25 protein-coding genes and 4 pseudogenes are annotated in these 24,777 nt (G+C 58.0%); 8 read left to right on the top strand and 21 right to left on the bottom strand.

Translation table 11 applies throughout. From position 1 onward, the window contains the following. Positions 1 to 254: 254 nt before the first annotated feature. From FHW77_RS24630 to FHW77_RS24595, 8 genes are all read right to left on the bottom strand, one after another. The gene (locus tag FHW77_RS24630) at positions 255 to 1,265 is read right to left on the bottom strand and encodes a hypothetical protein (protein ID WP_182590887.1); all 1,011 of its coding nucleotides are present in this window, start codon (positions 1,263 to 1,265) and stop codon (positions 255 to 257) included. A 224-nt stretch (positions 1,266 to 1,489) separates the two neighbouring features. Further along, positions 1,490 to 2,695: an arsenite efflux MFS transporter ArsK gene (gene arsK / locus FHW77_RS24625; protein WP_034499249.1), complete on the bottom strand. Its 1,206-nt coding sequence runs from the start codon at positions 2,693 to 2,695 to the stop codon at positions 1,490 to 1,492. Further along, positions 2,692 to 3,417: an arsenical resistance protein ArsH gene (gene arsH / locus FHW77_RS24620; RefSeq protein ID WP_022557053.1), complete on the bottom strand. Its 726-nt coding sequence runs from the start codon at positions 3,415 to 3,417 to the stop codon at positions 2,692 to 2,694. Before arsH ends, arsK begins: the two co-directional genes overlap by 4 nt. Continuing rightward, entirely contained in the window at positions 3,392 to 3,814 is a 423-nt protein-coding gene (gene arsC / locus FHW77_RS24615; RefSeq protein ID WP_172873212.1) for an arsenate reductase (glutaredoxin), read from the bottom strand. Before arsC ends, arsH begins: the two co-directional genes overlap by 26 nt. Positions 3,815 to 3,819: 5 nt before the next feature. Continuing rightward, positions 3,820 to 4,860 (bottom strand): ACR3 family arsenite efflux transporter, encoded by a 1,041-nt coding sequence (arsB, locus tag FHW77_RS24610; protein WP_022557055.1) that lies wholly within the window; start codon positions 4,858 to 4,860, stop codon positions 3,820 to 3,822. After that, on the bottom strand, positions 4,836 to 5,309 hold the full coding sequence (locus FHW77_RS24605; protein ID WP_234905377.1) for a GNAT family N-acetyltransferase: 474 nt from the start codon (positions 5,307 to 5,309) through the stop codon (positions 4,836 to 4,838). Before FHW77_RS24605 ends, arsB begins: the two co-directional genes overlap by 25 nt. Then, positions 5,306 to 5,836, bottom strand: a complete 531-nt coding sequence (locus FHW77_RS24600) for an arsenate reductase ArsC (RefSeq protein ID WP_142187331.1) — start codon at positions 5,834 to 5,836, stop codon at positions 5,306 to 5,308. Before FHW77_RS24600 ends, FHW77_RS24605 begins: the two co-directional genes overlap by 4 nt. Next, positions 5,833 to 6,189, bottom strand: a complete 357-nt coding sequence (locus FHW77_RS24595) for an ArsR/SmtB family transcription factor (RefSeq protein WP_022557058.1) — start codon at positions 6,187 to 6,189, stop codon at positions 5,833 to 5,835. Before FHW77_RS24595 ends, FHW77_RS24600 begins: the two co-directional genes overlap by 4 nt. 41 nt (positions 6,190 to 6,230) lie before the next feature. Here FHW77_RS24595 and FHW77_RS24590 point away from each other — a divergent pair, with 41 nt between their 5' ends. From FHW77_RS24590 to FHW77_RS24580, 3 genes and pseudogenes are all read left to right on the top strand, one after another. Continuing rightward, positions 6,231 to 6,752, top strand: coding sequence for a DUF6428 family protein (locus FHW77_RS24590; protein ID WP_022557060.1), 522 nt, complete (start codon positions 6,231 to 6,233; stop codon positions 6,750 to 6,752). A 54-nt stretch (positions 6,753 to 6,806) separates the two neighbouring features. Then, positions 6,807 to 7,034 (top strand): annotated as a pseudogene (locus tag FHW77_RS27080) (DUF7673 family protein); the annotation flags it as partial. 138 nt (positions 7,035 to 7,172) lie between these two features. Beyond that, a pseudogene (locus FHW77_RS24580) lies at positions 7,173 to 8,309 on the top strand (site-specific integrase). A 15-nt stretch (positions 8,310 to 8,324) separates the two neighbouring features. Here the strand turns inward: FHW77_RS24580 and FHW77_RS24575 are convergent. The 7 genes and pseudogenes from FHW77_RS24575 to FHW77_RS24545 form a co-directional block, all read right to left on the bottom strand. Continuing rightward, entirely contained in the window at positions 8,325 to 8,738 is a 414-nt protein-coding gene (locus FHW77_RS24575) for a type II toxin-antitoxin system VapC family toxin (protein WP_045534923.1), read from the bottom strand. Further along, positions 8,735 to 8,983, bottom strand: a complete 249-nt coding sequence (locus FHW77_RS24570) for a type II toxin-antitoxin system VapB family antitoxin (protein ID WP_022557064.1) — start codon at positions 8,981 to 8,983, stop codon at positions 8,735 to 8,737. Before FHW77_RS24570 ends, FHW77_RS24575 begins: the two co-directional genes overlap by 4 nt. Before the next feature lie 1,005 nt (positions 8,984 to 9,988). After that, positions 9,989 to 10,794, bottom strand: a pseudogene (locus tag FHW77_RS24565) (isocitrate lyase/PEP mutase family protein). Positions 10,795 to 10,810: 16 nt separating this feature from the next. Further along, positions 10,811 to 11,622, bottom strand: a pseudogene (locus tag FHW77_RS26865) (bifunctional transcriptional activator/DNA repair enzyme AdaA). Positions 11,623 to 11,672: 50 nt separating this feature from the next. Then, the gene (locus FHW77_RS27075; protein ID WP_022557071.1) at positions 11,673 to 11,951 is read right to left on the bottom strand and encodes a hypothetical protein; all 279 of its coding nucleotides are present in this window, start codon (positions 11,949 to 11,951) and stop codon (positions 11,673 to 11,675) included. Between the two features lie 839 nt (positions 11,952 to 12,790). After that, on the bottom strand, positions 12,791 to 13,186 hold the full coding sequence (locus tag FHW77_RS24550) for an AAA family ATPase (protein WP_244465128.1): 396 nt from the start codon (positions 13,184 to 13,186) through the stop codon (positions 12,791 to 12,793). 113 nt (positions 13,187 to 13,299) lie between these two features. After that, a complete protein-coding gene (locus FHW77_RS24545) occupies positions 13,300 to 14,445 on the bottom strand; it encodes a tyrosine-type recombinase/integrase (protein ID WP_034499261.1) in 1,146 nt (381 codons plus the stop codon). A 192-nt stretch (positions 14,446 to 14,637) separates the two neighbouring features. Here FHW77_RS24545 and FHW77_RS24540 point away from each other — a divergent pair, with 192 nt between their 5' ends. Beyond that, complete coding sequence (locus FHW77_RS24540) at positions 14,638 to 15,777, top strand: RHE_PE00001 family protein (RefSeq protein WP_182590886.1); 1,140 nt, start codon at positions 14,638 to 14,640, stop codon at positions 15,775 to 15,777. A 34-nt stretch (positions 15,778 to 15,811) separates the two neighbouring features. On the opposite strand, the gene FHW77_RS24535 is transcribed toward FHW77_RS24540, so the two are convergent. From FHW77_RS24535 to FHW77_RS24510, 6 genes are all read right to left on the bottom strand, one after another. Further along, positions 15,812 to 16,546: a DUF6602 domain-containing protein gene (locus FHW77_RS24535; RefSeq protein WP_182590885.1), complete on the bottom strand. Its 735-nt coding sequence runs from the start codon at positions 16,544 to 16,546 to the stop codon at positions 15,812 to 15,814. Next, positions 16,543 to 17,493: an AAA family ATPase gene (locus FHW77_RS24530; protein WP_182590884.1), complete on the bottom strand. Its 951-nt coding sequence runs from the start codon at positions 17,491 to 17,493 to the stop codon at positions 16,543 to 16,545. The genes FHW77_RS24535 and FHW77_RS24530 overlap by 4 nt, the downstream gene beginning before the upstream one ends. Then, entirely contained in the window at positions 17,493 to 18,005 is a 513-nt protein-coding gene (locus tag FHW77_RS24525; RefSeq protein WP_182590883.1) for an HORMA-1 domain-containing protein, read from the bottom strand. Before FHW77_RS24525 ends, FHW77_RS24530 begins: the two co-directional genes overlap by 1 nt. Before the next feature lie 7 nt (positions 18,006 to 18,012). Then, positions 18,013 to 18,978, bottom strand: coding sequence for a CBASS oligonucleotide cyclase (locus FHW77_RS24520; protein ID WP_182590882.1), 966 nt, complete (start codon positions 18,976 to 18,978; stop codon positions 18,013 to 18,015). Between the two features lie 289 nt (positions 18,979 to 19,267). Continuing rightward, positions 19,268 to 21,400: a PD-(D/E)XK nuclease family protein gene (locus tag FHW77_RS26855; protein ID WP_286086148.1), complete on the bottom strand. Its 2,133-nt coding sequence runs from the start codon at positions 21,398 to 21,400 to the stop codon at positions 19,268 to 19,270. A 19-nt stretch (positions 21,401 to 21,419) separates the two neighbouring features. Beyond that, a complete protein-coding gene (locus FHW77_RS24510; RefSeq protein WP_182590881.1) occupies positions 21,420 to 21,563 on the bottom strand; it encodes a hypothetical protein in 144 nt (47 codons plus the stop codon). A 130-nt stretch (positions 21,564 to 21,693) separates the two neighbouring features. Here FHW77_RS24510 and FHW77_RS24505 point away from each other — a divergent pair, with 130 nt between their 5' ends. From FHW77_RS24505 to FHW77_RS24490, 4 genes are all read left to right on the top strand, one after another. Then, a complete protein-coding gene (locus tag FHW77_RS24505; protein ID WP_182590880.1) occupies positions 21,694 to 22,578 on the top strand; it encodes a BrxR family helix-turn-helix transcriptional regulator in 885 nt (294 codons plus the stop codon). A 347-nt stretch (positions 22,579 to 22,925) separates the two neighbouring features. Beyond that, entirely contained in the window at positions 22,926 to 23,429 is a 504-nt protein-coding gene (locus tag FHW77_RS24500; RefSeq protein WP_210277069.1) for a BrxE family protein, read from the top strand. 1 nt (position 23,430) lies between these two features. Continuing rightward, complete coding sequence (locus tag FHW77_RS24495; RefSeq protein WP_210277068.1) at positions 23,431 to 24,216, top strand: BrxA family protein; 786 nt, start codon at positions 23,431 to 23,433, stop codon at positions 24,214 to 24,216. Then, entirely contained in the window at positions 24,197 to 24,772 is a 576-nt protein-coding gene (locus tag FHW77_RS24490) for a BREX protein BrxB domain-containing protein (protein ID WP_182590878.1), read from the top strand. Before FHW77_RS24495 ends, FHW77_RS24490 begins: the two co-directional genes overlap by 20 nt. The last annotated feature ends 5 nt before the right edge of the window (positions 24,773 to 24,777 follow it).

The following is a 24,777-nucleotide window of genomic DNA, read 5'->3' as shown; positions in this document are numbered from 1 at the left end:
TCGCTTCCAGCGACCGTGCAGGTATCGCTGGCGACAGGATTTCATTCGCACCTAACTTGAACGAGATATCCCGCTTCTCGGGCCGAGTGTTCCCCAGCGCCATGCTCATCCGGTACGACCTGCGCTCGCCGCGCTTGCTGCGCCAATGAACTGCACCTTCACCCGACAGAATCGTCAATGTCGCTCCCGAGGGGGGTAGCGCGTCGAAAGAACGAGCCGTTCAACGCAGGTCAGCATGAGGATTGATAACAGGCTCATGAAGCCCACCAGTTCAATATCAGAAATGGGCGCGGGGCATCGGGGGTGGATACGAATATGTCACCGCGGCCGCAATGGTCACCGCAACGCATTCCCAAATAGCGAATTTGTACGGTGCGAACTGGTTTTCCGTTGTCGGTGAATACTGCCGCTATCCCGTTCTCGATCAGCTCGAGCACCAGGTACGTCCAGTCGACCCCGGCATTTCCATCGGCTCTTCCTACACAATCGCTTAAACGAGCCTTCGGTTTGAGCGCTTCAAGCAGCTCTTCTGCGCGCTTACCCCGAATTTTTCCGAGCCGGTCAGCTTCGCTCCGCGGCTGACGCGGAGACGAGTTGGCGAGAGTCTCAAGATCCGCGTGCGATAGCGCCACTGAAATTAGACCGAATGAGGCCTCGGCGCACGGAGCGGGCGTGGCCTCCAACAAGCGAATCGTTTGAGTTCGATCGACATCCCCGCCAGGCATGGGCCTTCCGGATTCTGCCGAAGTTGATCCAAGACTGCCGATGAGCAAAGCAAGAACACCAAAATTCGTTTTGCTGGCTGAAATCATAGTGTTTCGGGTAGCCGAGGAAAATTCAGCCGATGTCACCATGACCGAAAAATTGTGCTTGAAATCGTGGTCTCCAACGTATGTTCGTGCGATCTTGCCAAACCACGTGATCTTGAAACGATTGGAATTGCCGATCCGGTCGAATTTGATTTTGTGCTTGGCAACCGTATCATGGCCGAGCAGGTATATCTGAAACGCGAAATCATTCCGGTCTGTTATCGTTTCCGGGCTGGGGTCAATAAGCAGTTCGAGGCCGTCGAGAAACTCCGGCGTATATTCATCCTTGGAGCAGATTCTAATCCGCCCATTGTGCCAGTCATCCGACGACAATACGCAGGATTGATAGTTTTCCCAAGAGTAAGGTGCGTCCCAGTCGCTGGCGTAGTTCGAACTATCCTTTATATCACGCTCTGAATTGTAATTTGCCGTCTCGAGATGAATGTCGAACCACACTTCTCCGTCGATCTCTTTTGCTGACCATAAAGCTCTTTGATTGGATGTCCCTCTGGCCAGGGATTACCTTCGAAGTAGATCCTGTTTGATTCCATATATGTTTCTCCTCTTTCAATCAGGCGTGACTTGAGAAAATTCAGTCAGTCGCTTCGGGAGAACCCGAGAGACCACGGCGGCAAGTGGCGCGACTACGATGGCGAAACCCTTGCCGCCAACGCCTCGCGCTATCCGGAGGTGAGAACGGTCCGGGTGGCCCGCTGCAACGGGAAGATCAGTCCGAACATGACGATCGCTGCGCCGCCAAGTATGGCTACGACTATTAGAGAGACGGGGATGCTGAAATTCGCCATCGCGGACGCCATCACGAACGGCGCCAAGGCCGACAGCACCAGCTTGGACGCCATGGTCTTTCCCTGCAGCTTGCCATAGCCATCACTGCCGAACAGGTACAGAGGTAGAGTGCCGGCGACGATGCTCAGCAGGCCGTTGCCCATGCCGAAAATCACCGCAAACACCATGGCGCCGGGTACCGACGGGGCGAGCGCCAACAGGATCAGAGTGCCGCCGGGAATCAGGACGGCCGCGACAATCGCCAGAGAAAGCGCCGGCAAGTTCTTGCCGAACACCATGTTGATGAGGCGGCTGGCAACCTGGGATGGGCCGAAGAGCGTACCGACCAGGGCGGCCGTGGTGCCGAGTCCGAGACCGGAGAGCAACGGCACCATATGCACCAATACAGCCGCGCTGGAGAGCGACAGCAGCGAAAACGCCGTGACCATCAGTGCGAAGCCAGCGCGGCGTTGTTCTGGTGGCAGTATTCCTTCAACCCGCTGCGGCGGAGCTTTGGTCGTCGACCGGCGCGCGGTAACGCCGTGCGAAAGCCAGGCGTGGATCGGCAGACATATGAACAGGTTCAGACCGGCATAAAGCAGATAAATATTTTGCCAGGAGATGTGCGCATGGAGAGCCGTCGTGATTGGCCAGAACATCGTGGAGGCGAAGCCGGCGAGCAGCGTCAGGTAGGTAATACTGCGCGAGGCCACATGCGGTCTGATCTGGACCAGGAGCGCGAACGCGGCGCCGTACTGCACCAGGTTGGCTGCCACCTGGATTGCGATAAGGGCAACGACGTAGGCCGACTTGCTTGTTGCAAAAGCGCAGGCTGCAAGGGCGACGGCGGCGATCGCCGACCCTATGGTCATGATCCGTCCGGCCCCAATGCGGTCGAACAAGCCGCCGAGCCAAGGCGCCGTCAGGCCGCCGATCAGGAGCGCAACCGATAGCGCTCCGAAGATCCATTCGGTCGACCAGGCAAAATCCGCGGCCATGTCGGGTGCTAGGATGCTGAAGCTGTAATAGAGGGTGCCGTAACCGATGTTCTGCGTGACACCGAGCGCGACAATAGCGGCGACGGGAGCGCGCTCGCTCATATGGATTTCAGGCTCACGCGCTGCTCCAGCTTTTCGGCTTCTTCTTTTCGCTCGCTGTAGCGATCGGTGAGGTAGGCAGAGACGTCACGGGTCAGGATCGTGAACTTCACCAGTTCCTCGCAGACGTCGACGACGCGATCATAATAGGAAGACGGCTTCATGCGGCCGTCGGTGTCGAACTCTTGGAAAGCCTTGGCCACCGACGACTGGTTCGGGATGGTGATCATCCGCATCCAGCGACCGAGGACCCGTAGCTGGTTGACCGCATTGAACGACTGCGAACCACCGGAAACCTGCATAACGGCCAGGGTCTTGCCCTGCGTCGGCCGCACCGAACCAACCGAAAGCGGGAGCCAGTCGATCTGCGCCTTCATGATACCGGTCATGGCGCCGTGGCGTTCCGGACTAATCCAGACTTGGCCTTCCGACCAGGCAGAAAGCTCACGCAGCTCCTGCACCTGTGGATGGCTCACCGGCGCCGCATCGGGAAGCGGCAGGCCCGCTGGATTGAAGATCCGAACCTCGCAGCCAAAATGTTCGAGCAGGCGCGCCGCCTCATTCGCCAGGAGCCGGCTATAAGATACGGCGCGCAGGGAACCATAGAGGATCAGAATGCGCGGCTTGTGCGATGAGAATGGAGGACGCAGGGCGCCCAAATCTGGCTGACAAAGATGCGAGAGGGATGCGGCAGGAAGATCAGACAATGCGTTTGCCCTCCGCATCGAGGACCTGCTCACCATCTTCTTTGGTGAAGGCGCCCTTGTGGGTGTCGGGCAGAATGTCCAGCACCACTTCGGATGGTCGTGCCAAGCGCGTGCCAAGCGGCGTCACGACCAGAGGCCGGTTGATTAGAATCGGGTTTTTAAGCATCGCGTTGAGCAGCTGATCGTCGCTCAGCTCCGGATTGTCGAGGTTCAACTCCGCATAGGGCGTGCCCTTTTTACGGATGGCGCCGCGCACCGTCAGGCCGGCATCAGCGATCATCTGCACAAGCTGTGCGCGCGTCGGCGGGGTTTTCAGGTATTCGATCACCGTGGGCTCAATGCCGGCGTTGCGGATCATCTCAAGGGTGTTGCGCGACGTTCCGCAGGCGGGGTTGTGATATATTGTGACGTCCATGGTCGTCAGGCCCTTTCGATGGTGGAAGTGGAGGAGCGGACGGCGGCGCCGCGCTCGTACCAGCCCTTGCTGCGGTTGACGATCCAGACCACTGACAGCATGACCGGCACTTCGATCAGCACGCCTACGACGGTCGCCAGGGCTGCTCCGGAATCGAAACCGAACAGGCTGATGGCCGCTGCCACCGCCAGTTCAAAGAAGTTGGATGCGCCAATGAGAGCGGAAGGGCCTGCAACGCAGTGCTGCTCCCCACTCGCGCGGTTGAGAAGGTAGGCCAGGCCGGAGTTGAAATAGACCTGGATGAGGATCGGCACGGCCAACAGGGCGATCACGCCCGGCTGCGCGAAGATCTGCTCGCCTTGAAAGCCGAACAATAATATCAGGGTCGCCAGTAGAGCGACCAGGGATACCGGCTGCAACCTGGCAGCGAGACGGTTTACGTCGGTCAGCCGACGCAGGATTTGCGCCGAGATTACCGGCAGGACGATATAGAGCACGACCGACAGGATAAGAGTATTCCACGGGACCGTAATGGCCGAAAGGCCGAGTAGCAGCCCGACGATCGGTGCGAAGGCCAACACCATGATCACATCGTTTAACGCGACCTGGCTCAGCGTGAAATGCGGCTCGCCTTTGGTCAGGTTCGACCAGACGAACACCATGGCGGTGCAGGGCGCGGCCGCAAGGATGATCAGGCCAGCGATATAGGAATCGATCTGGCCTGCCGGCAGGTAAGGCCGGAACAGATAGCCGATAAACAGCCAGCCAAGCAGCGCCATCGAAAACGGTTTTAATGCCCAGTTGATGAACAGGGTAACGCCGATCCCTCGCCAGTGGCGGCCGACCTGCCCGAGGGACGCGAAATCGATCTTGAGCAGCATTGGGATGATCATCAGCCAGATCAGCACTGCCACTGGCAGGTTGACCTTCGCGACTTCGGCCGCGCCGATCGTCTGGAAGGCCCCGGGCGTAAGGTGGCCGAGGGTCACCCCGACGACGATGCAGGCGATGACCCACACCGTCAGATAGCGTTCAAACGTGGACATGATTTTACCCTTGGATAGTCTTGGCAAACAGGCCGGCGGAGGCCGGGAAAAGGCTTGCCGCCTGGCCTGTTTGCAAGATTGCGGCCGGCGCGCTTGTGCGATCGACCTTCACGAAGCCCAAAATAATCAAAGAATGCAGTGGCCGTTTCTGTCAGCAGGTAAAGGGTGGGGGCACCATCGCGCGCTGCCTGGTCAAGCATCTGGCGTGAAATGGCTTCGCCATAACCGCGTCTGCGTTGGTCGGGCAGGGCGACCACAGAGCGCAACAGCGCGTAGTCTCCATAGGGCTCCAGCCCAGCGAAGCCGATAATCTGGGCCCGGTCCGCAAAGCGAAAGAAGGTGCGCCCGCTTTGCTCCAGATCGTCGATCGGAAGTCCCGCCGCCTGCAGTGCTGCCTGGAGGTCCTGATCGCGCCCGCTGGCCGGCTGCTGATCCAAAACGTCGCTCACGCGACGTCGCCCTTACGGCTGGTGCTGCCTTCCATCGTGCCGATCGTGCGGAGCTGAGTTTCCAGCGCCAGCTTGTCGATCGACGCGAGGGGCAGATTCACAAACGCGGTGATCCGGTTCTTGAGGTAGCGGGCGGCTTGGGAGAAGGCCTGGCCCTTCTCAACCACAGAACCTTCGACGGCTGCCGGATCTTCAACGCCCCAGTGGGCAGTCATCGGGTGGCCGATCCAGACCGGACAGGCTTCGCCAGCGGCATTGTCGCAGACCGTGAAGATGAAATCCATTTGCGGCGCGCCAGGCTCCGCGAAGACATCCCAGCTTTTTGAGCTGAACCCCGTTGCCTCGTATCCGAGGCTTCGCAGCGTATCCAAAGCAAGCGGATGGACCTCGCCCTTGGGCTGGCTGCCAGCGGAGAAAGCGCGGAATCGGCCCTTGCCTTCCCCATTCAAGATGGACTCGGCGAGGATCGAACGGGCCGAATTGCCGGTGCAGAGAAACAGGACGTTATAAACGCGATCAGCGGTCATTGTAGGTTCTCCTTTGCGGTTGGCGCGCAGCAGGCGGCGACCTCGGTGGCCGGTGCGCATATCTCCGGGTGCCCGGCGCAGCAGTCTTCCATCAGGAAGCGAACCAGCGCGCCCAGCCCATCGTAATTGGCGGTGTAGATAATCGAACGGGATTCCCGCTGCTGGTTGATCAGCCCGGCGCGTTCCAGCTCCTTCAGATGAAAAGACACGTTGGAGGGCGAGACCTCTGCCTTTTCGGCAATAGCACCGGCAGCCATTCCGTCCGGACCGGCTACCACCAGCATGCGGACAATATGCAGCCTTGTTTCCTGCGACAGTGCCGCAAATGACATTAGGGCTTGACGTTCTTCCATATTTCTACAATCCTTGAATTATTGAAACAGGAGTAGCCGAAATGAACGCACTCGACAAGCCCTTTCTCGAAACGGATATCAGCCTTGGCCACCTGCTCGACACCCTCGACGGCGTCCGGGATCTGCCGTTGATCTTCTCCTACGACGGCCGCCCGGTGAAAGGTGGCTATCACGTGACCGAGGTGAAGGCGGGACAGTTCGCAGCACTCGACTGTGGCGCCGAGCACGAAGAATGGTCTGAAATCTTCGTACAGCTGTGGGACATCCACGAAGACGACCGCTCGCATATGCCGGCCGGCAAGTTCGCCGCCATCTTCCGCAAGGTATCGGAGCATCTGCGGCTCGATGGATCGGCCAAGTTGACCTTCGAAGTCAGTGACGGCGTCCGGCCGATGCAGCTTTACTGTGCGGCGGCCCCCGCCCTGCACAGCGGTGCGGTACATGTAGACCTGGTACCGCGGCCAGCGAGCTGTAAGCCGCACGATCGATGGCTCGCCGAAGAAAATCGGAAGGCCTCGGCGTGCTCTGGCCCAACACAACAGACGGGCTCGTGCTGCTCCTGAGTCCGCCCAATTAGGGTCAATCCGGCGAATTGGGAGAACGCCTTGTTCTTTTGAATCAGCGAGTTAGAATCCGCTCGATTAGGACAGCCGACACACTTAACCTGGGCCAAATCACGCTCTGCAAAGGCTTCAAAACATGGAAGATCGCGTCCGCTTCGCGCTGGAAAAGTTGCTCAACGTCCCCATGGCGATACCGGCCAGAGCTGGAGGGTCGCCAACTTCATTCTTGCCTGGTGGAACGCAGACGTGCATGGCGACTTTAATCTCACAGACCTTGCCGACGTCGATCGCGACGTCTGCGAAGACATGGTGACAGTCTTCACTTTTCTCGCGCGAAGAGGATCTTGTTTACCCCGAGGCTTACAAACCGGAGATCATTCAAATCATTCGCCGCTGGCGGCCGGACGTCGAGATCGATTGATGTCGAAACCGCGCAACCAAGCTTCCCTGTCTAACAGCGAGCGGCGCGCTGTCGAGCTCGACACGATCGCATCGGTGCTGCCAATCGAGCGCAGGGACGAACTCGCCGAACTTCTGACTGACCAGGATGTCGAAACGCTAAAACATCTGGTCAACCAGGGCATGGGCGACAACACGCTGCGGGCGCTGACCTCCGATCTGGCGTATATCGAAGCCTGGGGATTGGCGGCGACCAAAAAATCACTCCCCTGGCCGGCACCCGAGGCGCTGCTGCTGAAATTCGTCGCCCACCATTTGTGGGATCCGGAGAAGCGTGCCAGCGACCCCGACCACGGCATGCCTGATGACGTTGAGGCAAACCTCAGACGCCAGGGTTTCCTGAAATCCATCGGCCCGCACGCCCCCGATACTCTGCGGCGCCAGCTTGCGGGTTGGTCGACCATGACCCAATGGCGCGGCTTATCCGGACCCTTCTCCTCCCCTTCCCTCAAACAGGTGATCCGGCTCGCGGTCCGCGCCGTTCCACGAAAGCGTCGTCGATAAAGCGCAAAAGCGGTCACGGGGGACATCCTGCAAATGCTGCTCGCCATGTGCGCAAGTGACAGCTTGCGTGACATCGGGGACAGAGCGATTTTGATGGTCGCCTGTGCAGCGAGATCGCAGGCCTCCGCATGGAGCAACTGACCGAGGAAACACCGATCGAGGTGCCTGACAGCCCTCCCCTACCCTCTTTGGCAATTCATCTTGGGCGGACCAAAACGACGACCGGAGAGGACGACGAAGTCGTCTATCTCACAGGCCGGCCTGTCGAGGCATTGAATGCCGGGCTGACGGCCGCCAGGATCGATATGGGAAGCGTGTTTCGGGGCATCGGAAGGTGGGGAACGGTCTCGCGCCGGGCGCTCGATCCGCAGTCGATCGACGCGATCCTTAAACATCGGGCGGAAATGGCGGGGTTGGATCCCGGGGAGTTTTCTGCGCACGGTTTGCGGTCAGGATATTTGACGGAGGCCGCCGATCGCGGCATTCCGCTGCCTGAGGCGATGGATACAGTCGCGCCATCGATCAGTGCAACAGGCGTCCAGCTACTGCAACAACGCGACAAAGCGAAGCGGGCGTGCGGCCCGATTGTTGTAGGATCCGCTATCACTGTTAGAATTGCCAAGGCGAGATCAATTCAAGTCCTGTTGTTTCGAAATCTTTGAGGTTTCTGGTCGCCAACCGGCCACCATTGATCCGCGCTATCGCCGCGATCATGCCGTCCGGAGCCGACATCCTCCTCCCCTGCCGCGCAGCGTCTCCCATGATATCGCCATAGGCCAATGCTGCTTCTTCCGTGAAGGCGAACATCTTGTCCGAGAACCGGCGACGCCAGCTCACAAGTCCTTCTTCCAAGCGATCTGCTCGCTGATCCGGCCTGATCTTTTGAATACCAAATGCGATCTCAGCAACTGCAACCGTCGGCAATGCCAATTCGGCATCGTGGCGAACCAGCCATGCTATGACCGCAGAATCGGGAGCTTTCTTAAAAGTCTCAGACATCACATTCGTGTCCAGAAAAATCAAAGCTCTACGCCTTTGTGCGCGCGTCTGTTTTCATTGATGATACTGTCGAAATCCATATCCGTACCCGACTGGGATGAAAGACGGCTATAGAATTTCGCAGCGGGTTCACGTCCCGCCTCTCGAGCCTCATAGGATTCGAGCGCGCGCTCGACGATTTCGGCAATCGTGCGATTTTCTCGGCGGGCGAGCTTATGGGCAAGGTCGCGCGCTTTGGAACTGCGGACAGATAGTTGCGGGGTTACCATTAAGTGCTCCTTCCTCTGGATCAAATTTAACTTAGAACGAAATAGCCATCAAGATGGCATCTGCCATTTTGATGGCTATCCGGTGTTTCTGATTTGGCGGCCTGTGTTTTCGTCCATCATGCACGGCCGTCCCGCGTGGAGACCAACACGTACCCTCCCCCGGACGCCATACGCCAAGCAATTTCGCCGTAGACGGCCACCGAAACGCATTTCACGCTGGTTTTAACCAGACCGCCGTCCGACCTCGGATCTCGAGGGTCGCGGGCCTGCATTAGGTCATAAAACACGCTTGCAACTGTTCAATTTCTCGCGCATTCGTTATCTGCACAAAGCACTCCGAAGATCGCGCGCGAAAATCATCAGTGCCTACAATGCCGCAGGCTATGTCGAGAAAAACGACACCAACCTATATACCCCCAACAATCTGACCGCCAATAAGGAGGGTGACGGACCGGTTCACGTGAAGTTTGGCGACTGCTCGGGCAAGACCGCTAATTGTATCCCGATTACCGCTAGTTGGAATTGCGCGGCAAGGCTCGTGGGCCGCAGCAGAAATTCTTGACGGCAGTTGGTCCTTCCCTGAAGCGGTTCCCGCACCTCAGTCGCGGGCGAAGGTAGAACCGGCCTTTCTTGGCCGAAGGTATCGCCACGTTCAACAAATTCCAGCGCAGTCCGATGGGTTGCAAATCTGCGTCCCCGCTACGCCCCTAATCCCAGCCTTTGCGGCCGCGCACGGTCACCAGTGTACATCTGCGCAACTAACTGGTCTCCCGCCCATCTGGCGTCGCTTCTCGCCTCTGGTGAGGCTGCGTTTGAATCATGTAGCGCGCCTGTAACTGACCAATTCGCCTCCGTTCTTTACAAAACACCTGAAGAACGCGTGCGACAATCATGGCAAGCGGCATCTGCCAATCAGTTCGCCACAAAATGCCCTATCGACTACGCCACGCTTCTCCACCGACGACAGGTCCATGAGGTGCAGATCGACGAAGTGGCTGCTGAGCACTAAAGGGCCAAGGGGTAAGCTAATTTCCGGAACATTCTTCCAAGGTACAGAAGAGCGTTCGCTTCTTCTTCAACGGCAGAGATGAGAGCGATATATGGTGCCGGTCCTAAAGTGATGCCGGCCACGGCCAACTCGGTCAACCTATGGACGTCCTGGCTGCTAGTTGTCATCAAATTAACAGGCATTGTTGCCGCGTCACAGACTCGGCGGTTCAACGCATCATCTGTCAATCCAGGAACGAGAAAGCCGTCAGCGCCGGCCGTTGCATATGCTTCTCGCGGACAAGCGCCTCCTCGACTAAATCAGCGTGTGCGGTGCCCTGATCGGCTTTTAGGAAGACGCCTGTCCGGGCATTGATGAATGCTGGAACACCGGTAGAATCGGCTGAACGGCGAGCCGCGAGTAACCGAGCAGCCTGATCCTCAACACCATAGAGGCCGGGGCCATCCACGATCTGGTCCTCAAAATTGAAGCCGACAATGCGTAGTTCTAGTAACCTTCGGACGTTCTGCCCGACAATTTCAGGATCGGCAGCATACCTACCCTCAAAATTGACGGTGACCGGTAGCTTCACCGATTTTGCGATTCTCGTGACAACTGCAAGCATCTCCTCAAAGGGAAGCTGTTGGCCATCTGCGTAACCTTGGGCAGCAGCAACGGACCAGCTGCTGGTCGCAACAGCTTTTGAACCAGCGCGCGCCACCGCAAGGGCACTTCCGGCATCCCAGACATTGTAGAGAAACAGCGGGTTCGACGGTTTATGTAAGCTTCGAAAATACTGGGCTTTGTAGATTTGGGATGTCATGCAGGGTATTCCTTAATTACTGTTTTATGTTGTCGTTCGATTCGATCAGCCGCCGCTTGCGCCAGAGGCCTCCGTCATATCCCGTCAAAGATCCGTCTGCTCCGATGACCCTGTGACATGGAATCATGAGAGCTATTTGATTGGCACCAGTGGCACGTGCCACCGCCCGAATTGCGGTGGGGCGACCGATCTGACGTGCAATTTCGGAATAGGTTCGGGCTCGAGAGCTGGTATTTCGCGCAATACGTCCCACACGTGTTGAGTGAAGGGGTTGGCGGACATCGCAAGTAGTGTTGAAAACCTGTCGCAACGCGCCGCAAGATACTCAGTGAGTTCTGCCGTGGCCTGCTCCAAGAGGGGCATGCTACCGATACGGATACCCTCGTTGGACACCTGCTGGAGCTTTTTGAGCTCTGCAGGCAGACCTTTTCGATCCACGAATTCCAAAAAGACGCAGATGGCTCTGACTACTCACGGCGATCATGTCGCCGAGCGGCGTCGTTATCCATGTTGCCCGTCGCTGCTTGTCCGATTGCAACTGCGATGGAGATTGGCCGAGTAGACGCGCTAAAGCGGCGCGAAACGCGCTGGCAGATTCAAAGCTGGCCTCGTGTTGAGCCAAAACAACTTTCCCGCCAACGGCCAGCGTCTCCAATTCTTGGCGGAGCCGCCGTTGACGCGTTTTCGCGCTTAGGTTTTCGCGCAGGGAAGGTTAGATGACGAAAAACGCCGGTTGAAGCGACACACGAACACTTGACCATCGAAACGTTCATTTCGGGCCAGTAAAGCTGCGTAGAGTGTGTCAGGGTCCGGAAGATCAAATATGATGCGGAATTCCTAGCCTTGCAAAGGACAACACACCGCCGGCTTTCGGGCGTCTATTCATCTTTCCGCGTTGACCGGATCAAATTCCGCGCTTCCGCCGCTCCAACAGCTTCAATCCGTTTGCGCAACCGGTCCCCTACCCTGCCACGCAGGTTCTCCAACATGATATTGCCATTGGCCAATGTCGCTTCTTCCATGAAGGCAAACATCTTGTTGGAGAACCAGCGACGCCACCTCACAAGTCCGTCTTCCAGACGATCTGCACGCCGATCCGGTCTGATCTTTTGGATATCAAAGCCATCACACCAACCGCCCTCGCTATTACCGGGCATTCCCTGCCCTGCCGGCGCCCGAGGCGCTACTGCTGAGATTCTTTGCTCAACGCCTGTGGGATCTAGGAAACCGCGCCAGCGACCCCATTCACGGCAAGCCTGTTGAAGTAGGCCCGGACGCACTGCGTTAGGATAGTCCGGTTTAGGTCGGACACCAAAACCTTGTCAGCTGGCAAGGTTTTTGCCACCGAAGTAATGCAATATTCGCGGTCGCTCGGTTCTCTGACGGTGCACCACGGACACGACTTACGCCTAAACCTTGTCAGCTGACAAGGTTTCCACCATCCGGGTTGAACTCGTTCGTGACCGCGCGGGACTTCGGTACTGCGCTTTACACTAGAGTGCTGGCTCTGGAGGTTGCGGACGGTCCGCCAGGGGAGGAATGGTTGCTTTCAACGTTGCTACTCGGACCTATTCCCGGACAAGACCAGAGCTAATTTAAATTTCAAGGCAAGCGTCGGAACTGGCCATATAGCAAAGCCGCTTTTTGCGGAGGAGGAGAGGGGGCGGGGCTCGTTGCATCGGCAACAAGCATCCCCGTATTTAGTAAAGCGCGTCAAAGCACCACCCAGAAGATCGAGCTGCGCGATGGCCGCAGAATGGGCTTCAGTGTTGTTGAATTCTTCCGTTTCCGTCGCTTGCGAATAGGATGTTGGAGGTCTTCACGCCCGCAAGTGGGTCCTGTTCCGCGGCCGGCCATTGGCGATGAGCCTCACGTCGCCCGCGCCGCGTCGTGAGAACCTCCGGTGTAGTCTCCATGGAGAAACTCCTTGTCCCTCGTCCATGGAACGTCGATCACAGATCAGGTGAGTGCAGGCAACGTGGGGGCAGAACACCGGTTACGGTAAATCTCGACGTGACCAAAGCCTGTCGAGCGTGTGGTCCGGCACTTCTACCCCATCGACGGGTTGCATTCCAGGATAGGCAATGCGGCAAGCCATTGCTTCCCCGGATTGTTTGAGGTCGATCGAAGCGTAGCCAAGTAGCAGAAACTCGCCAGTTCGCCGTCCGGCAGGGCGATTGCGATCGATCAAGCCCCGCAGAATTTGGAATGCGTTTGGCAGGCGATGAACTTCGTCACGGATGACCAGCTTGTTACAAAGGCTTGCAAGATAGAGTTCTAGTTCCGCCAGTTTGGCCCAATCCGCCTCCGACTCCAGATCGAGATAAGTCGAGGGCCGGCTTTCGCCAATATTGCCTGCCGATGTCGCTTTACCGACCTGACGACGTCCCAACAGCGCCCCGCAGGGCTTTCGTTGACCATGTGTTGGAGTTCGGCTTCAATTCCTCGTTTAATCAGCCATGCGTTCATGGAGTTGTGTTCCGTGATTGCAAGGAGGAAAATCAATTATGTTAGGAGTCTGGTTGCCCGACCGCTTCTCCGCGTAGCATTGTTATAATAGCTCGAAGCCTGCTGCACCGATCGATGGCGCGACTGTTCCATTGCTTCGGGGAGGGGGATGCCGCGATTGGCGGCTTCCGTCAGATACCCTGACCGCAACCCGTGCGCCGAAAACTCCCCTGGCTCCAACCCTGCCATTTTGGCGCGCTGCTTGAGAATGGCATTGATCGACTGCGGGTCGAGCGCCCGCTTCGAAACTGTATTCCACCTGCCAATCCCCCGAAACACGCTGCCTTTTTCAATGCCTGCGACTGCCATCCAGGCATTAAGCGCCTCCACCGGCTGGCCCGTCAGGTAGACGATCTCATCTTGTTCGCCGGTGGTTGTTTTCGTCCGGCCGAGATGGATGGCGAGAGAGGGGAGGGGAGGGCTGTCGGGCACTTCGATCGGAGCCTCGACAGTCAGTTGCTCGACGTGCAATGAGGCAATCTCGCTGCGTCGGCGACCACCCGAGGCAAAGGCGACCATCAGTATCGCCCGATCGCGAACGTCGCGCAGGCTATCACTTGCGCACGTGGCTAGCAGCATTTGCAGGATGTCCCCTGTGACCGCTTTTGCGCTTTTTCGACGGCGCTTTCGGGGAACAGCACGAACTGCCAACCGGATCGCCTGTTTGAGGGCAGGGGAGGCGAAAGCGCCGTCAAGACCGCGCCATTTGGTGAGTGTCGACCAACTAGCCAGCCTGCGGCGCACCGTATCAGGCGCATGCGGGCCGATGGATTTCAGAAAACCCTGGCGCCTGAGATTCTCGTCGACATCGGCGGGCATGCCGTGGTTGGGGTCGCCTGCGCGCTTTTCCGGATCCCACAGATGATGGGCGACGAATTTGAGCAATAGGGCTTCAGGTGCCGGCCATGGTAGCGATTGTCCGGTCGAAGCCAGCCCCCAGGCCTCTAGATAAGTGAGATCGGATGTCAGTGCGCGCAGCGTATTGTCGCCCATGCCCTGGTTGACGAGGTGACGCAGCGTCTCGACGTCCTCATCGGTCAACAGTTCGGCGAGTTCGTCGCGGCGTTCCAGCGGCAACACCGATGCGATGGTGTCGAGTTCTTCGGCGCGGCGCTCGACGGCGGTCAGCGATGTTTTTGGCACGGGGTGCTCCAAAAGAATGCGCGTTCTGGCGGCCGTCAGGACCGGGATTTGCTACGATTTTCGGTGATTTGCGCCGCGAAATCAACTACCATCGATAAGGGGTACTTATCGATGGTTATAGCCTCACCTACCAATCATACCATGTGAGGAACCTTAACATTAAGATAGTGTTCTTGAAAGAAATCATTTACCATGATTTCAATGGCTTACGATCTCGCGAAAATCAGCATGAGTACCTTAATGCGGCCGGCTTTCGACACCGCTGTCGCTCTCACCCGTCTCGATGAGCGCGTTGCCCGCTCGCCGGTTGGCGCCGGCTTCCTCGAGCGGCAAAATTTCGCCGACGCCTGCGCCTCGCTGTGGATCGACGGCGAGCTCGTCCATCTCGAAGACCTCGTCCTGCACGACGCTACCCGCGACATCCGCACCCCAACCCACGAGCTCACCATCGCCCGCGACGTTTTACGAACCCGCCGTCGCATCGCCGGGCAGTCGCCGGACTGGGCTTTGTCCGTAGAGGGTATCAGAATTTTGCGACAGACGTCGGACATCAATCCGGTCAGCGCTGCGGCGGCGGAGACGGCCGGCGTCGTTCGGCCCGCGGCCACTATAGATCCGGATGGGGAGGGGGATGATGGTGATGCCCCGGAGGATCTCCCCGGCGTCGACTACGCCGCCATCGATGCTCTGCTCGCCCGTTCTGAAGCGGCAATCGAGCAAGCGAAGCGGCCAGGACGCGCCGACGCCAGCGAACGAGACCCTCTCGTCTATGATCTCGACTGGGATGAGGATGCCCGACTCGACGAATGGCGCGGCGTTCTGCACCAGGCCGACCATCTGCCGGCGGTGCTGCAGGCGATCGTTACCCTCGATGCCTGGAACGAGCTTTCCGTACTGCAGCACGCGCCGTGGCTTGGCCGGCTGTTTTCCGCCTCGATCCTGCGCCAGGCCGGCATCACGTCAGGTGCCTATCTCGCCGCTATCAATCTCGGCCTGAAAACCATCCTCGTTGATCGACGCCGGCATCGCGACCGGGAGACGAGATTGCTCGCCATCGCCCATGGTTTTTTGGCGGCCGCCGAGATTGGTATGAAAGAGCATGACCGGCTGGTTTTGGCGCGCAAGCTGTTCGAGCGAAAGCTTGAGGGTAGGCGGATGTCGTCAAAGTTGCCGGAGCTCGTCGAGCTGGTGATGGCGAAACCGCTGGTGTCGGCCGGGATGGTGGCCAAGACGCTCGACGTCACGCCGCAGGCGGCGCGGCGGATTGTTTTGGAGCTGGGGCTCAGGGAGATGACGGGGAGGGGAAGGTTTCGGGCGTGGGGAATTTTATAAGCTCTCATGCGGGCCGTCTGCTTGCAGTCACTGCCTAAGATGGTAGCTCCACATCCAGCCAACGTGCGTACGCTCGGATATCTATCATCGGGACAGTCGCTTTTTCCTGAAGCCGAGCGATCAACTCGAATAGAAACGCAGTCGCCGGTTTGCGCATTGGCGTCAGCGTGTCTAGGCCGTCCAAGTCGCGCGCAAAGATCCCATGCGCTGCAACGCAACCCAGATCGAGGCGGTTATCTTCCGCGCCCTCAGTCAGCGATTTGGTAAGAGCGTGACCAAGGCCAGGAGACCAGTCGCTCTCAAGGGTTAACAAGCCGCCAATGATATGTTGCAGCGGTTTGGCAGGGTATGTGCCCCCGGCATGTGGAATTGGCAGGCTTGTTCGATGTAGAGATCGCACGCTCGCGATCTTACTACGAGCATATGCGACTTGCTCAGCGTTAATTGACTGCTTGGCCTCAAAGACAGCGTAGACGCTCTCGGCAGGAATGACGGTTTGTCCCTGGAAAGAAAAAATAAAAGGAGAATATTGGCGATCGAATACGACGACGTCCATCTGATCGCTGAAAGCGCCTGTGCTGTCGACGACGTGAGCCGAAGCTGCTTGATAGCGCATAGGCAGATATGTCTGCAGCATCTGGAGCCAGACGGCTTCGCTGGCGTCACCCTTCGTTCCAGGATGACCGAAAGCCTTACGAGCCCGGCCGAGGCGCTCTTGAATATCGTCATGCAACTCCGAAAGGAGCGTCTGAATTGACCAATTGCTCATTTTGCAACTCCCGCAATAACCTCGTCTCGGAACGCCGGCGTCGGCCTCATCTCCTTGGCGATCTGCAGCGCGCGCACGCCCTCGACCGGCTTGTTGGGGTAGGCATCCAGTGCAATTGCCGGCAGGAGACGTTGGGTCAGGTCAGAGAACGTGAAACCGAGATCGTCCCCGGCCGCGCCCGTGGCTTCGACCAGCATTCGCAGCTGGCTTCCGGTGACCCCAAGAGGTCCAAGACGTAGCGAAAGTATGTGATGCCGCTGCTCGTTGTTTGGGCGGGAAAATGTTAAGATGTCCGCTGCCCGGCGGCGCACTGCAGGGTCAAGTGCATTGAGCCGGTTTGTGCACATGATCACCGCTGCGGGTAGTCGGAGGTTTGCAAGCCGATCGATGCCTCTGATAAAGGCATTCACCCCGGCCCGGTCTTCATGATGCATCTGCGCGGCCTCACGTGACTGTGCCAGTGCGTCGGCTTCGTCCACGAGCAGGATGATTCCGCCCTTGGCTTTGCGATCTCCCTTAAGCCTGCTTGCCGCCTGCACCGTGTGTTCGAACGCCGCCGACAGCAATTGAGTCATTTCGCCGACGCGACCTTGACCCCGTGTGGCCAGACTGAGCGGAAAGAGGGTGATTTCGATGTCTTCCTGGCGCGCAACGGCATCTCCGATCGTCTCGGCGAGTTCAGTCTTGCCCGATCCGACGTCTCCAGCAAGGACAACAAGGGGAGGGCGGCGCAAAATAACGTCGAGCAAGGGCCGCGCTTCCGTGGCGTGAAATCGGGCCGCCCACTTCTCAAGTCCTTGCGGATTGACCATCAGGCCGAGGATTTTCCCCAGGCGCGATTTTTGATCATCAAGACCGACAAGTCGGCCGAGGCGCTCCTGCGGCTCGAAATCAGGGTAACTTTGACGACGTTCGAAGAGTTCGTCCAGTCCGGGCATGTTCTGCATCAGTAGCTCCTTACGCACGAGCGATCGAGTGCCCGACCACCGGCTGAGTAGGTATGGTCGGAGGCGAAATAGCCGCTCACCGGCGGTTCGGTCCCGGTGGAACGTTGAAAGGGAAGCCCACTTCTGAACGCATCGCGATCGCCTTGAGGCAGCGCAAAATAGGCGTCGGTGTAAGCCAAAAAACTGGTGAAAGCTGCGCCGGAGACATCTTTCCCCGGTCGAATTTTGCCGGGATCGTCATCACTTGCTGTACCATTCGCGAGATCGCGTGCGGTGAATTTCAACGTAGGTTCGATCCAGGAGCCATCACGCTTGAATCCATAGGTGACAGACGACAAATAGCCCGCTTTCATCATAGCGACGGCCTCCGCCTCATAGTCGGCAATGGCCTGATCGCTCGGCTTACCGTAAAAGCGCTGAATGCGTTTAAGGTCAGTCGCGATCTTTGCGGCCATGTGGCGCGCATGCGTGACGGTGAATGTCGTGCTTTCCGTATAGCTATAACTCGACATGGCAGCCTCAGACCTGAAACGTTGTTCCAAAGACCTTCTGCCAGTAGCCGACGGTCAATTGCTTGTTGGGGGCAGCTAATGCGGCGTCGATCGCGTCGCCAGCATCGAGCGCAGCATCGACGATGTCGCTCATATTGACGCCCGTGTAGAGGCGCGAGACATTATTCACATTGTTCACCGGATCGATGATCCGCATTGGCTCCGAGAAACCGCCGATGCTAGAAAGCGGATAGTAATCGGAAAAGGCGATCTGATCCTTGAGGCCGCTCGTCGCGATGTAAGTGAAGAAGTGCTGCAGCGCTTCGGGATAGTCGGCTAAGTCAAGACCATCATCGCAGAGCTTTGCCATGATCAGCTCAATCATGAACGATTTGAAACGGAAACCGTCGCGCTCCTGCTTCTGACGGCGCGCCCAAAATTTTACAAGCCTGACGACCTGGGCAAAATGTTTTTCTTGGGCCTTCTTTCTTTTGCTCGCGAACTCCAGATGAAGAGGAATACTGGTCTTAAGGAATGACCCGTCATCCTGGCTCACCAGATTTCCGTACCATTGCGCGTCACCATGGTAGAGGATCGGCACGACATCGACGTCCAACCCGGATCCGCGGAAAGAGACCGTTACCGAGTAGGTCTGGGGCGTCACCTGATCGGCCGCAAAATTCGGGAAAGCCTTGCGCAGTCGCTCGGCAAGATAGGTGAGAAGTGCGCTCACAGATTGGGGCGCATCAGCGCCACCGATATAGCAAGCCACGTCAATGTCGTTGAGCGAACGCAGGGCAGTTCCCTTTGCGAGGCTACCCGAGAGCATAATCTTGCGAAGTGTGAAGTCAGGGTGCTCGTCAAGGTACGACTCGAGCTTTTCTCGCAGCCGTCGTGCTTGCGCGCGATATTCATTTGCTTTGTCTTGAGGAAGATTCACGCGTTCCTCGGCAAAGCTCAGTATTTCACGATGACCTACATGCTCACGGCTCATGCTCATCTCCATACGCGGCGGGTGTTAGGATGCAATCCGAGCAAGAGCTGCTGACACCCGCTGGATGACTATAAAAAATATATAGATATAGAAACTATCTCTGTCAATAAAATATTCTTGTTTTCTGCGAGCACCGGTTGATCTCGATTGGCCTTTCGCACAATTGGCATAGCAAGCTCCAACTGCGGGCACGGACAATTGGGCCTCGCGAGGAAAGCAGCCAATTAGGGATACGGTTACATCGAAGTGCGAACCGGCGGACGGGTTGCCACATCAATGCGAGACTTTCTTAGGCCACCATCGTGGCTGGTGAAGGCGAGACAGAAATAATCGTGGCGCCCGTCATCAGAACGATCAGACCCTGCACGGCTCCCGTCATGTCGAGATAGGCACGGACCTGTGCGCGATAATGATCGAGCGTCTGCGGGGCAGGCGCCACATCACTCTTCCAATCAACGATCACAGCCGGCTGGCCGGCCGCATCGATCGTCAACGCGTCGGCGATGCCGGCGGTCGCGACCAATCCGGCGTCTTCCTGTCGAAGGGCGTAGACCGGAAACTCAGCGAGCAACGCGGGGCGCAAGGCGACGATCTCTGGCAAGGTCAACGTTCGGGAGACGCAAAGTGCAAGTTCATCGGCAGACAGCCCGTTCGCCGGATCCGTGGAGGGGGACATACCAAGCGCCAGAATGAGGACTTCTGCCCTAGCCCGCAGCGACGTCGAGCTATCTTCACATTCGCCGGTCAGCACCTCTTCCATGAGTTTGTGCAGGATGAGGCCACGTTCACGCCCACCCTGAATAGGCGTTGGCACGTCCGGCTCCGGGCCCGGCTCATCGCCTGTGCCGGTCCAGATATCGATCTCTTCCTCGTGAAGCACTTGGCCGGCTGCATTTTCGTCACGGCTCGGCGCAAGCCAACTCAGGCGAACCTGGCGAGCGCCGATCGCGCTGGCCTCCGCAGCGAAACCCTCGCGCGTCTGATTGTTGTCCGTGTCGCCAGCCGCGACAAAGTTATCGAGCGGAAAATGCGAGGCATCGATAGCGGGAAGCGCGGCGATGGACAGATCGACCAGCCCAATCCAGGCCGACTTCGAAGGCGTCACATCGTTGAGGCCGATCAGCCGGACAAAGCGTCGGGGCGAGGCAGCCAAGGCGCTCGCCGGCATCCAGGCGACCCTAACGCAAGCCTCCAGGCCGTCATCCTGTTTCAGTGCCTCAAGCGTGCTGTCTATCGAGGCGGCAGGGCCTGCCATCAGCGCCTTGCGCCAGATCGCCAGGGAGCGGCCTTTCAGGAAGGCTTCGCCGATTTCCAGCGCGACATCCGGACCTTTTATCAGCAGATCTACTGCCGTGCGCAAAGTGGGCACATGATCCAAGCCGTCGGGCCAGCTGTCCGGCTTGAGACGGGACAAGAGCCGGTTCCAGGCTGAGGTAGTCGACAAAGGCGCATCGCTCGGCAGGACGCGCAGCCAACCCTCTGGAAGGGACGCGAACGGAGCGGAATCCCGACACAAGGTTGCTAGGCGACGCAGGCGCGAGTGGCTCAGTCCGCGCACGACGATGTCGGCAAGGGCTGCAGCTGCCTGTCCCTCGCGTGTGGTGACGACCCGGACGCCATGAACGAAATGCAGGTCGATGTTGGCATCGGCGCGTAGCGCGACGAAGTGATCATCAAAGTCGGCGGGCGATGCGGCGGCGATGGCGATCTCCGCGGGCGAGACGCCAGAGGCAAGGAGCGACCGCGCCCAGCGCATGGCCTCTACGGCCTCATGATAGGCTGTTGCGGCACTGATGCTGTGGACTGCCGGCCGTTCCGCTTCGGCCGGGACGATCGCCACGTCGCAACCACCCAGCCAAACCGGGACTGAGCGCGGGCCAGCGATCCACCGCACGGGGATATGCGTCGCCAATGCCTTCAAGAGCGGCCGCCAGCACGGCGAAAGTTCGGTCAGCCCGACGATGTCGATTGCGCCGAGAATGGCAGGCGCATGCGCGATGCGGCTGGCAGCGGCCGCGACAATGTCGGCCGGACGGATCATCTCTCCGGGAAGTTCGGCGAGTACGGCCGCCTCCAATCGCGCGAGGGCCTCAAGCCTCGGGTGGCCGCTAGCTAGGGCATCGAGATCGATGCTGGCGCGCCAAGCCTTGTGCAGCGTTCCCGCCGCCGCGCCAATCATGCCAGGCAACATCTTGATACTTTCCAGCTCACCCATCGGTGTGGCGGGGAGAACCGCCTGAATCGCCGCGCGCAGGCTCTCCTCATCAATCGGACGAATAAAGCCGCCCCCGAGTCGAACGGCGGCCTGTTCAAACGACATGATTTGGAGCCCGTGGCGGCCGTCGCTGGCCGCCGCGAGTCTGGCTTCCCGCATCGCGAGACGACCATGGATGACAAGAGTGGATCGACTTGCGGCGGCCATGTTCGTTCTTCCTCCCGGATCACTTTTTGTTCGGGCGCTGGGTCAGCGCCGACGCCGCAGCACTTTTCGCGGCCTTGCTGCGCCTGGGGTCCCGCAAAACTTTAGAGGCGGCACTGGCCGCCTTCTTGCCGGTCACTTCGCGGTTCAGACTGCGCTTGGGCATTGCCTTTCCTCTCACGAATTTTGGCGTCGTCACCATTGACGATCTGCCCCGACGTGAATAATAGTTATACGGATCGCGTCGATATGTCCATATACTTTTTATCTGTGTCGGCGATTGGAGACGGAGTGCGATGTTGGAAAGCGGTATGGCGTTGAAATGGGGTGTGGAGCGTCGGCTGGAATTCATCGAGTTCCGGCTCTTCTGGGAAGGTGGTGTCAATCGCTCGGACATTATCGATATGTTTGATGTCTCTGTGCCTCAGGCATCCAAGGACTTGACCCTTTATCAGGAGCGTGCGCCCCGCAACGCGGTCTATGACAAAAGCGCAAAGCGCTACGTTGCTGCGCCCGACTTTTCACCGATTTTCCTCAAGCCGGATCCGGACGGTTACCTGTCTCGCCTTCGCTCCTTGGCCGAGGGGCTTAGCGAATCAACCGAATCGTGGATCGCCAGTCCGCCCGATACGGACATTGCCCTGACTCCTCGACGCCGTGTTGATTCTGGCGCGCTGCGAGCCGTTCTCGACGCCGTACGAGACAAAAAGTCGTTGGAGGTTCATTACCAGTCAATGAGCAAGGAGCGGGCTGCGCCCGTATGGCGGCGGATGACGCCGCATGCTCTTGGCTATGACGGCTTCCGCTGGCACGCACGCGCCTATTGCCACATCGACAACAAGTTCAAAGATTTTCTGCTGCCGCGCGTTCTCGGCGTTCGAAATCCAGGCGCGCCCGGAGCATCCGGCGTTGATGATCGGCAGTGGAATGAGACCTTCGATGTCGAAATAGGGCCGCACCCGGACTTGACGCAAAGTCAGAAGGATGTGGTCGCGAAGGATTTCGGCATGAAGGACGGGCGGGCGGTCCTTACGGTTCGCTACGCCATGCTCTTCTATGTCCTCAAGCGTCTTGGGCTCCTGGGGGACGCTACGAAACTCAGCGCGAGAACACAGCATATCGTGACGCTCAACCGCGACGAAACGGATGACGCGCTCAAGGCTGCGGATTTTCAACTCTAGTGGGTGACTGAAGCGGAGGTAATCGGGGCGCGGATGGGGCCGCGTTCGCAGAGCATTTGCCTATCGTATGCAATACAAGTTCGTGAGGATAGTCGGATTCATCAAAAGCGAATGGCACTCGTGGTTGCAGCTTAGAGTTTGGTTGACTACTATAGGCAGTATCGAAGCCGAAACCTCTTTCGTGGAAATAATACTGGCAAAAAAGGCGAGGAACATAGTCACGATGTCGATTAAAACGCCGAGAGCTGTTTAGTTAAAGAAAAAGCAATGATAGCACATAAAGGGTTGCGAGATTAAAGCGCGTCCTTTTTTTCGTGATGGTTGTATCCGGTGTGGAGGAGATAGTAGTGCAAAATGACCCACTGAGTGATCTGCTGAAAATGCGGCTGCTCGTCGGTTATCTCGGTGAGATTGATCAATTTGGCTGGTGGAAAACCTCGTTCTACCAGCCAGCAAGCCAAGCGTTTCTCGCGCCCATTTTTCCACGTACCGGGCATGTCGCGAAGTATCACGGTGTGGCAGAAGCGGCGCGGCTCGTTCATGACGAGAGCTTAAGTGCTGGATCATATCACCTATTTCGACTTCCAGAAGAGCTAGAGCATGATCTGCATACAGCTCTTGCTGAAGTTGAGGACCCAGAGATTCAAGATGTCTCAATACACGGAAAAGATGCTGCCTTCGAGAGGCTGCGGGAGATGGGCGACAAATCGATCTCCCCGCCAGATGGCCCCATCTCGCTAGGACAAATCAACGCTTTAAGTAAATCACACTCCATCGCGCAAATGGCAGGCATTTATGCGGCTTCATTTCAGCGGGGAAGCAAGGCTTTCCCCTATTTCACTCGGACCTGAAGTGACCGGTGCAATCTACACAACGCAGCTTCAAGCAGGGTTGGGCTTAGTGGCAGAGACCAAGGCACTGCTGGACCTCTGGGTTCCCAGTATGAGCGCTGGGGAACTCCAGGAAGTCGCACGGCAGTCCGGAAGTTTCCCGATGATCACCGCACGGAGGCTTCGCAATATCGTCACTGAGTGTTTTGCGCCCCGCTACCTCGTTTCGGGAGCATCTCCCGCGTCTCACCTTAAGATGCTAATGGCATCCGTACCGTTAGCTGACCTTGTGCAACTAATGTTGCTATTCACGAGCAGGGCAAACCCTATCCTGGGAGATTTCGTACGAGAGATCTACTGGTCTCGTTACGCTGGTGGCTACCAACAGGTCAGTAACGAAGAGGCGCGCGCATTTGTCGAGCGAGCGATCGATGACGGCCTTACTTCAAAGCGCTGGTCAGACACTACCGTTCGGAGAGTCGCCGGCTACCTCACAGGTTGTTGCGCAGACTACGGCCTCCTGGAAAAGGGGCTTAGGTCGAATAGACGTATTCTTCCATACCGAGCGACGACAACAGCTTCGGCTTATCTGGCGCACGACCTTCACTTTAAGGGCTTGGGCGACAATGCCCTGCTCACTCACCAGGATTGGCAACTTTTCGGGATGGCGCGCGAGGATGTCATCAATGAACTCAAGCGTCTGGCGTTGAAGGGCCACCTGATTGTGCAGGCAGCCGGGGACGTCGTGCGTATCGGCTGGAAGCACCGAAGCATAGAGGCGCTCTGCGATGACATCTCTAAAGGCTGATTTTGATGAGCTGCGTGAACGAATAAAGCAGGGCCGAGAACTCGGTCACGCCAGTTTCGAGCCTATTTTCTACCTTGTGTTCCCCCCAGAGCAGATTGTCGATGTCAAACGACAGACACCCGCTTGGACGTCTAAGCTACGACAAGATCAGTGGGAAGTTGAGGTCTTTTCTGTCGCGGAGCATCTGTGGGCGCTTCTAAGAGATGATCCGTTCTGGGATCTTTGCGTCGCAGAGGATAGGTCGGCGCCGACCGACTGGCAGCGCTCGAACCGGGCCCTGGCGGACATAATTACTACAAGCAACGGATTGCTGTCGCGGCTTGAGTCAGTTCTGGCGAAACGAGAGGGCAAACCGAATTCTCTTGTCCTGGTCACGGACCTAGAAGCGCTGCATCCCTTTATGCGCATCGGTGCAATCGAGAGCCAGTTGCAGGGCAAATTTCACGTGCCCACCGTTTTCCTCTATCCCGGTGTGAGGACTGGCAAAACCCGACTAAAATTTCTGGGCTTTTATCCTGAAGATGGCAATTACCGTTCCGTCCATGTGGGCGGATGAACAAA

Origin of the sequence: Agrobacterium sp. RC10-4-1, from assembly GCF_014138475.1 — a bacterium.
Taxonomy (GTDB): Bacteria; Pseudomonadota; Alphaproteobacteria; order Rhizobiales; family Rhizobiaceae; genus Agrobacterium; species Agrobacterium pusense.
This window is presented reverse-complemented; position numbering and strand designations above follow the sequence as displayed.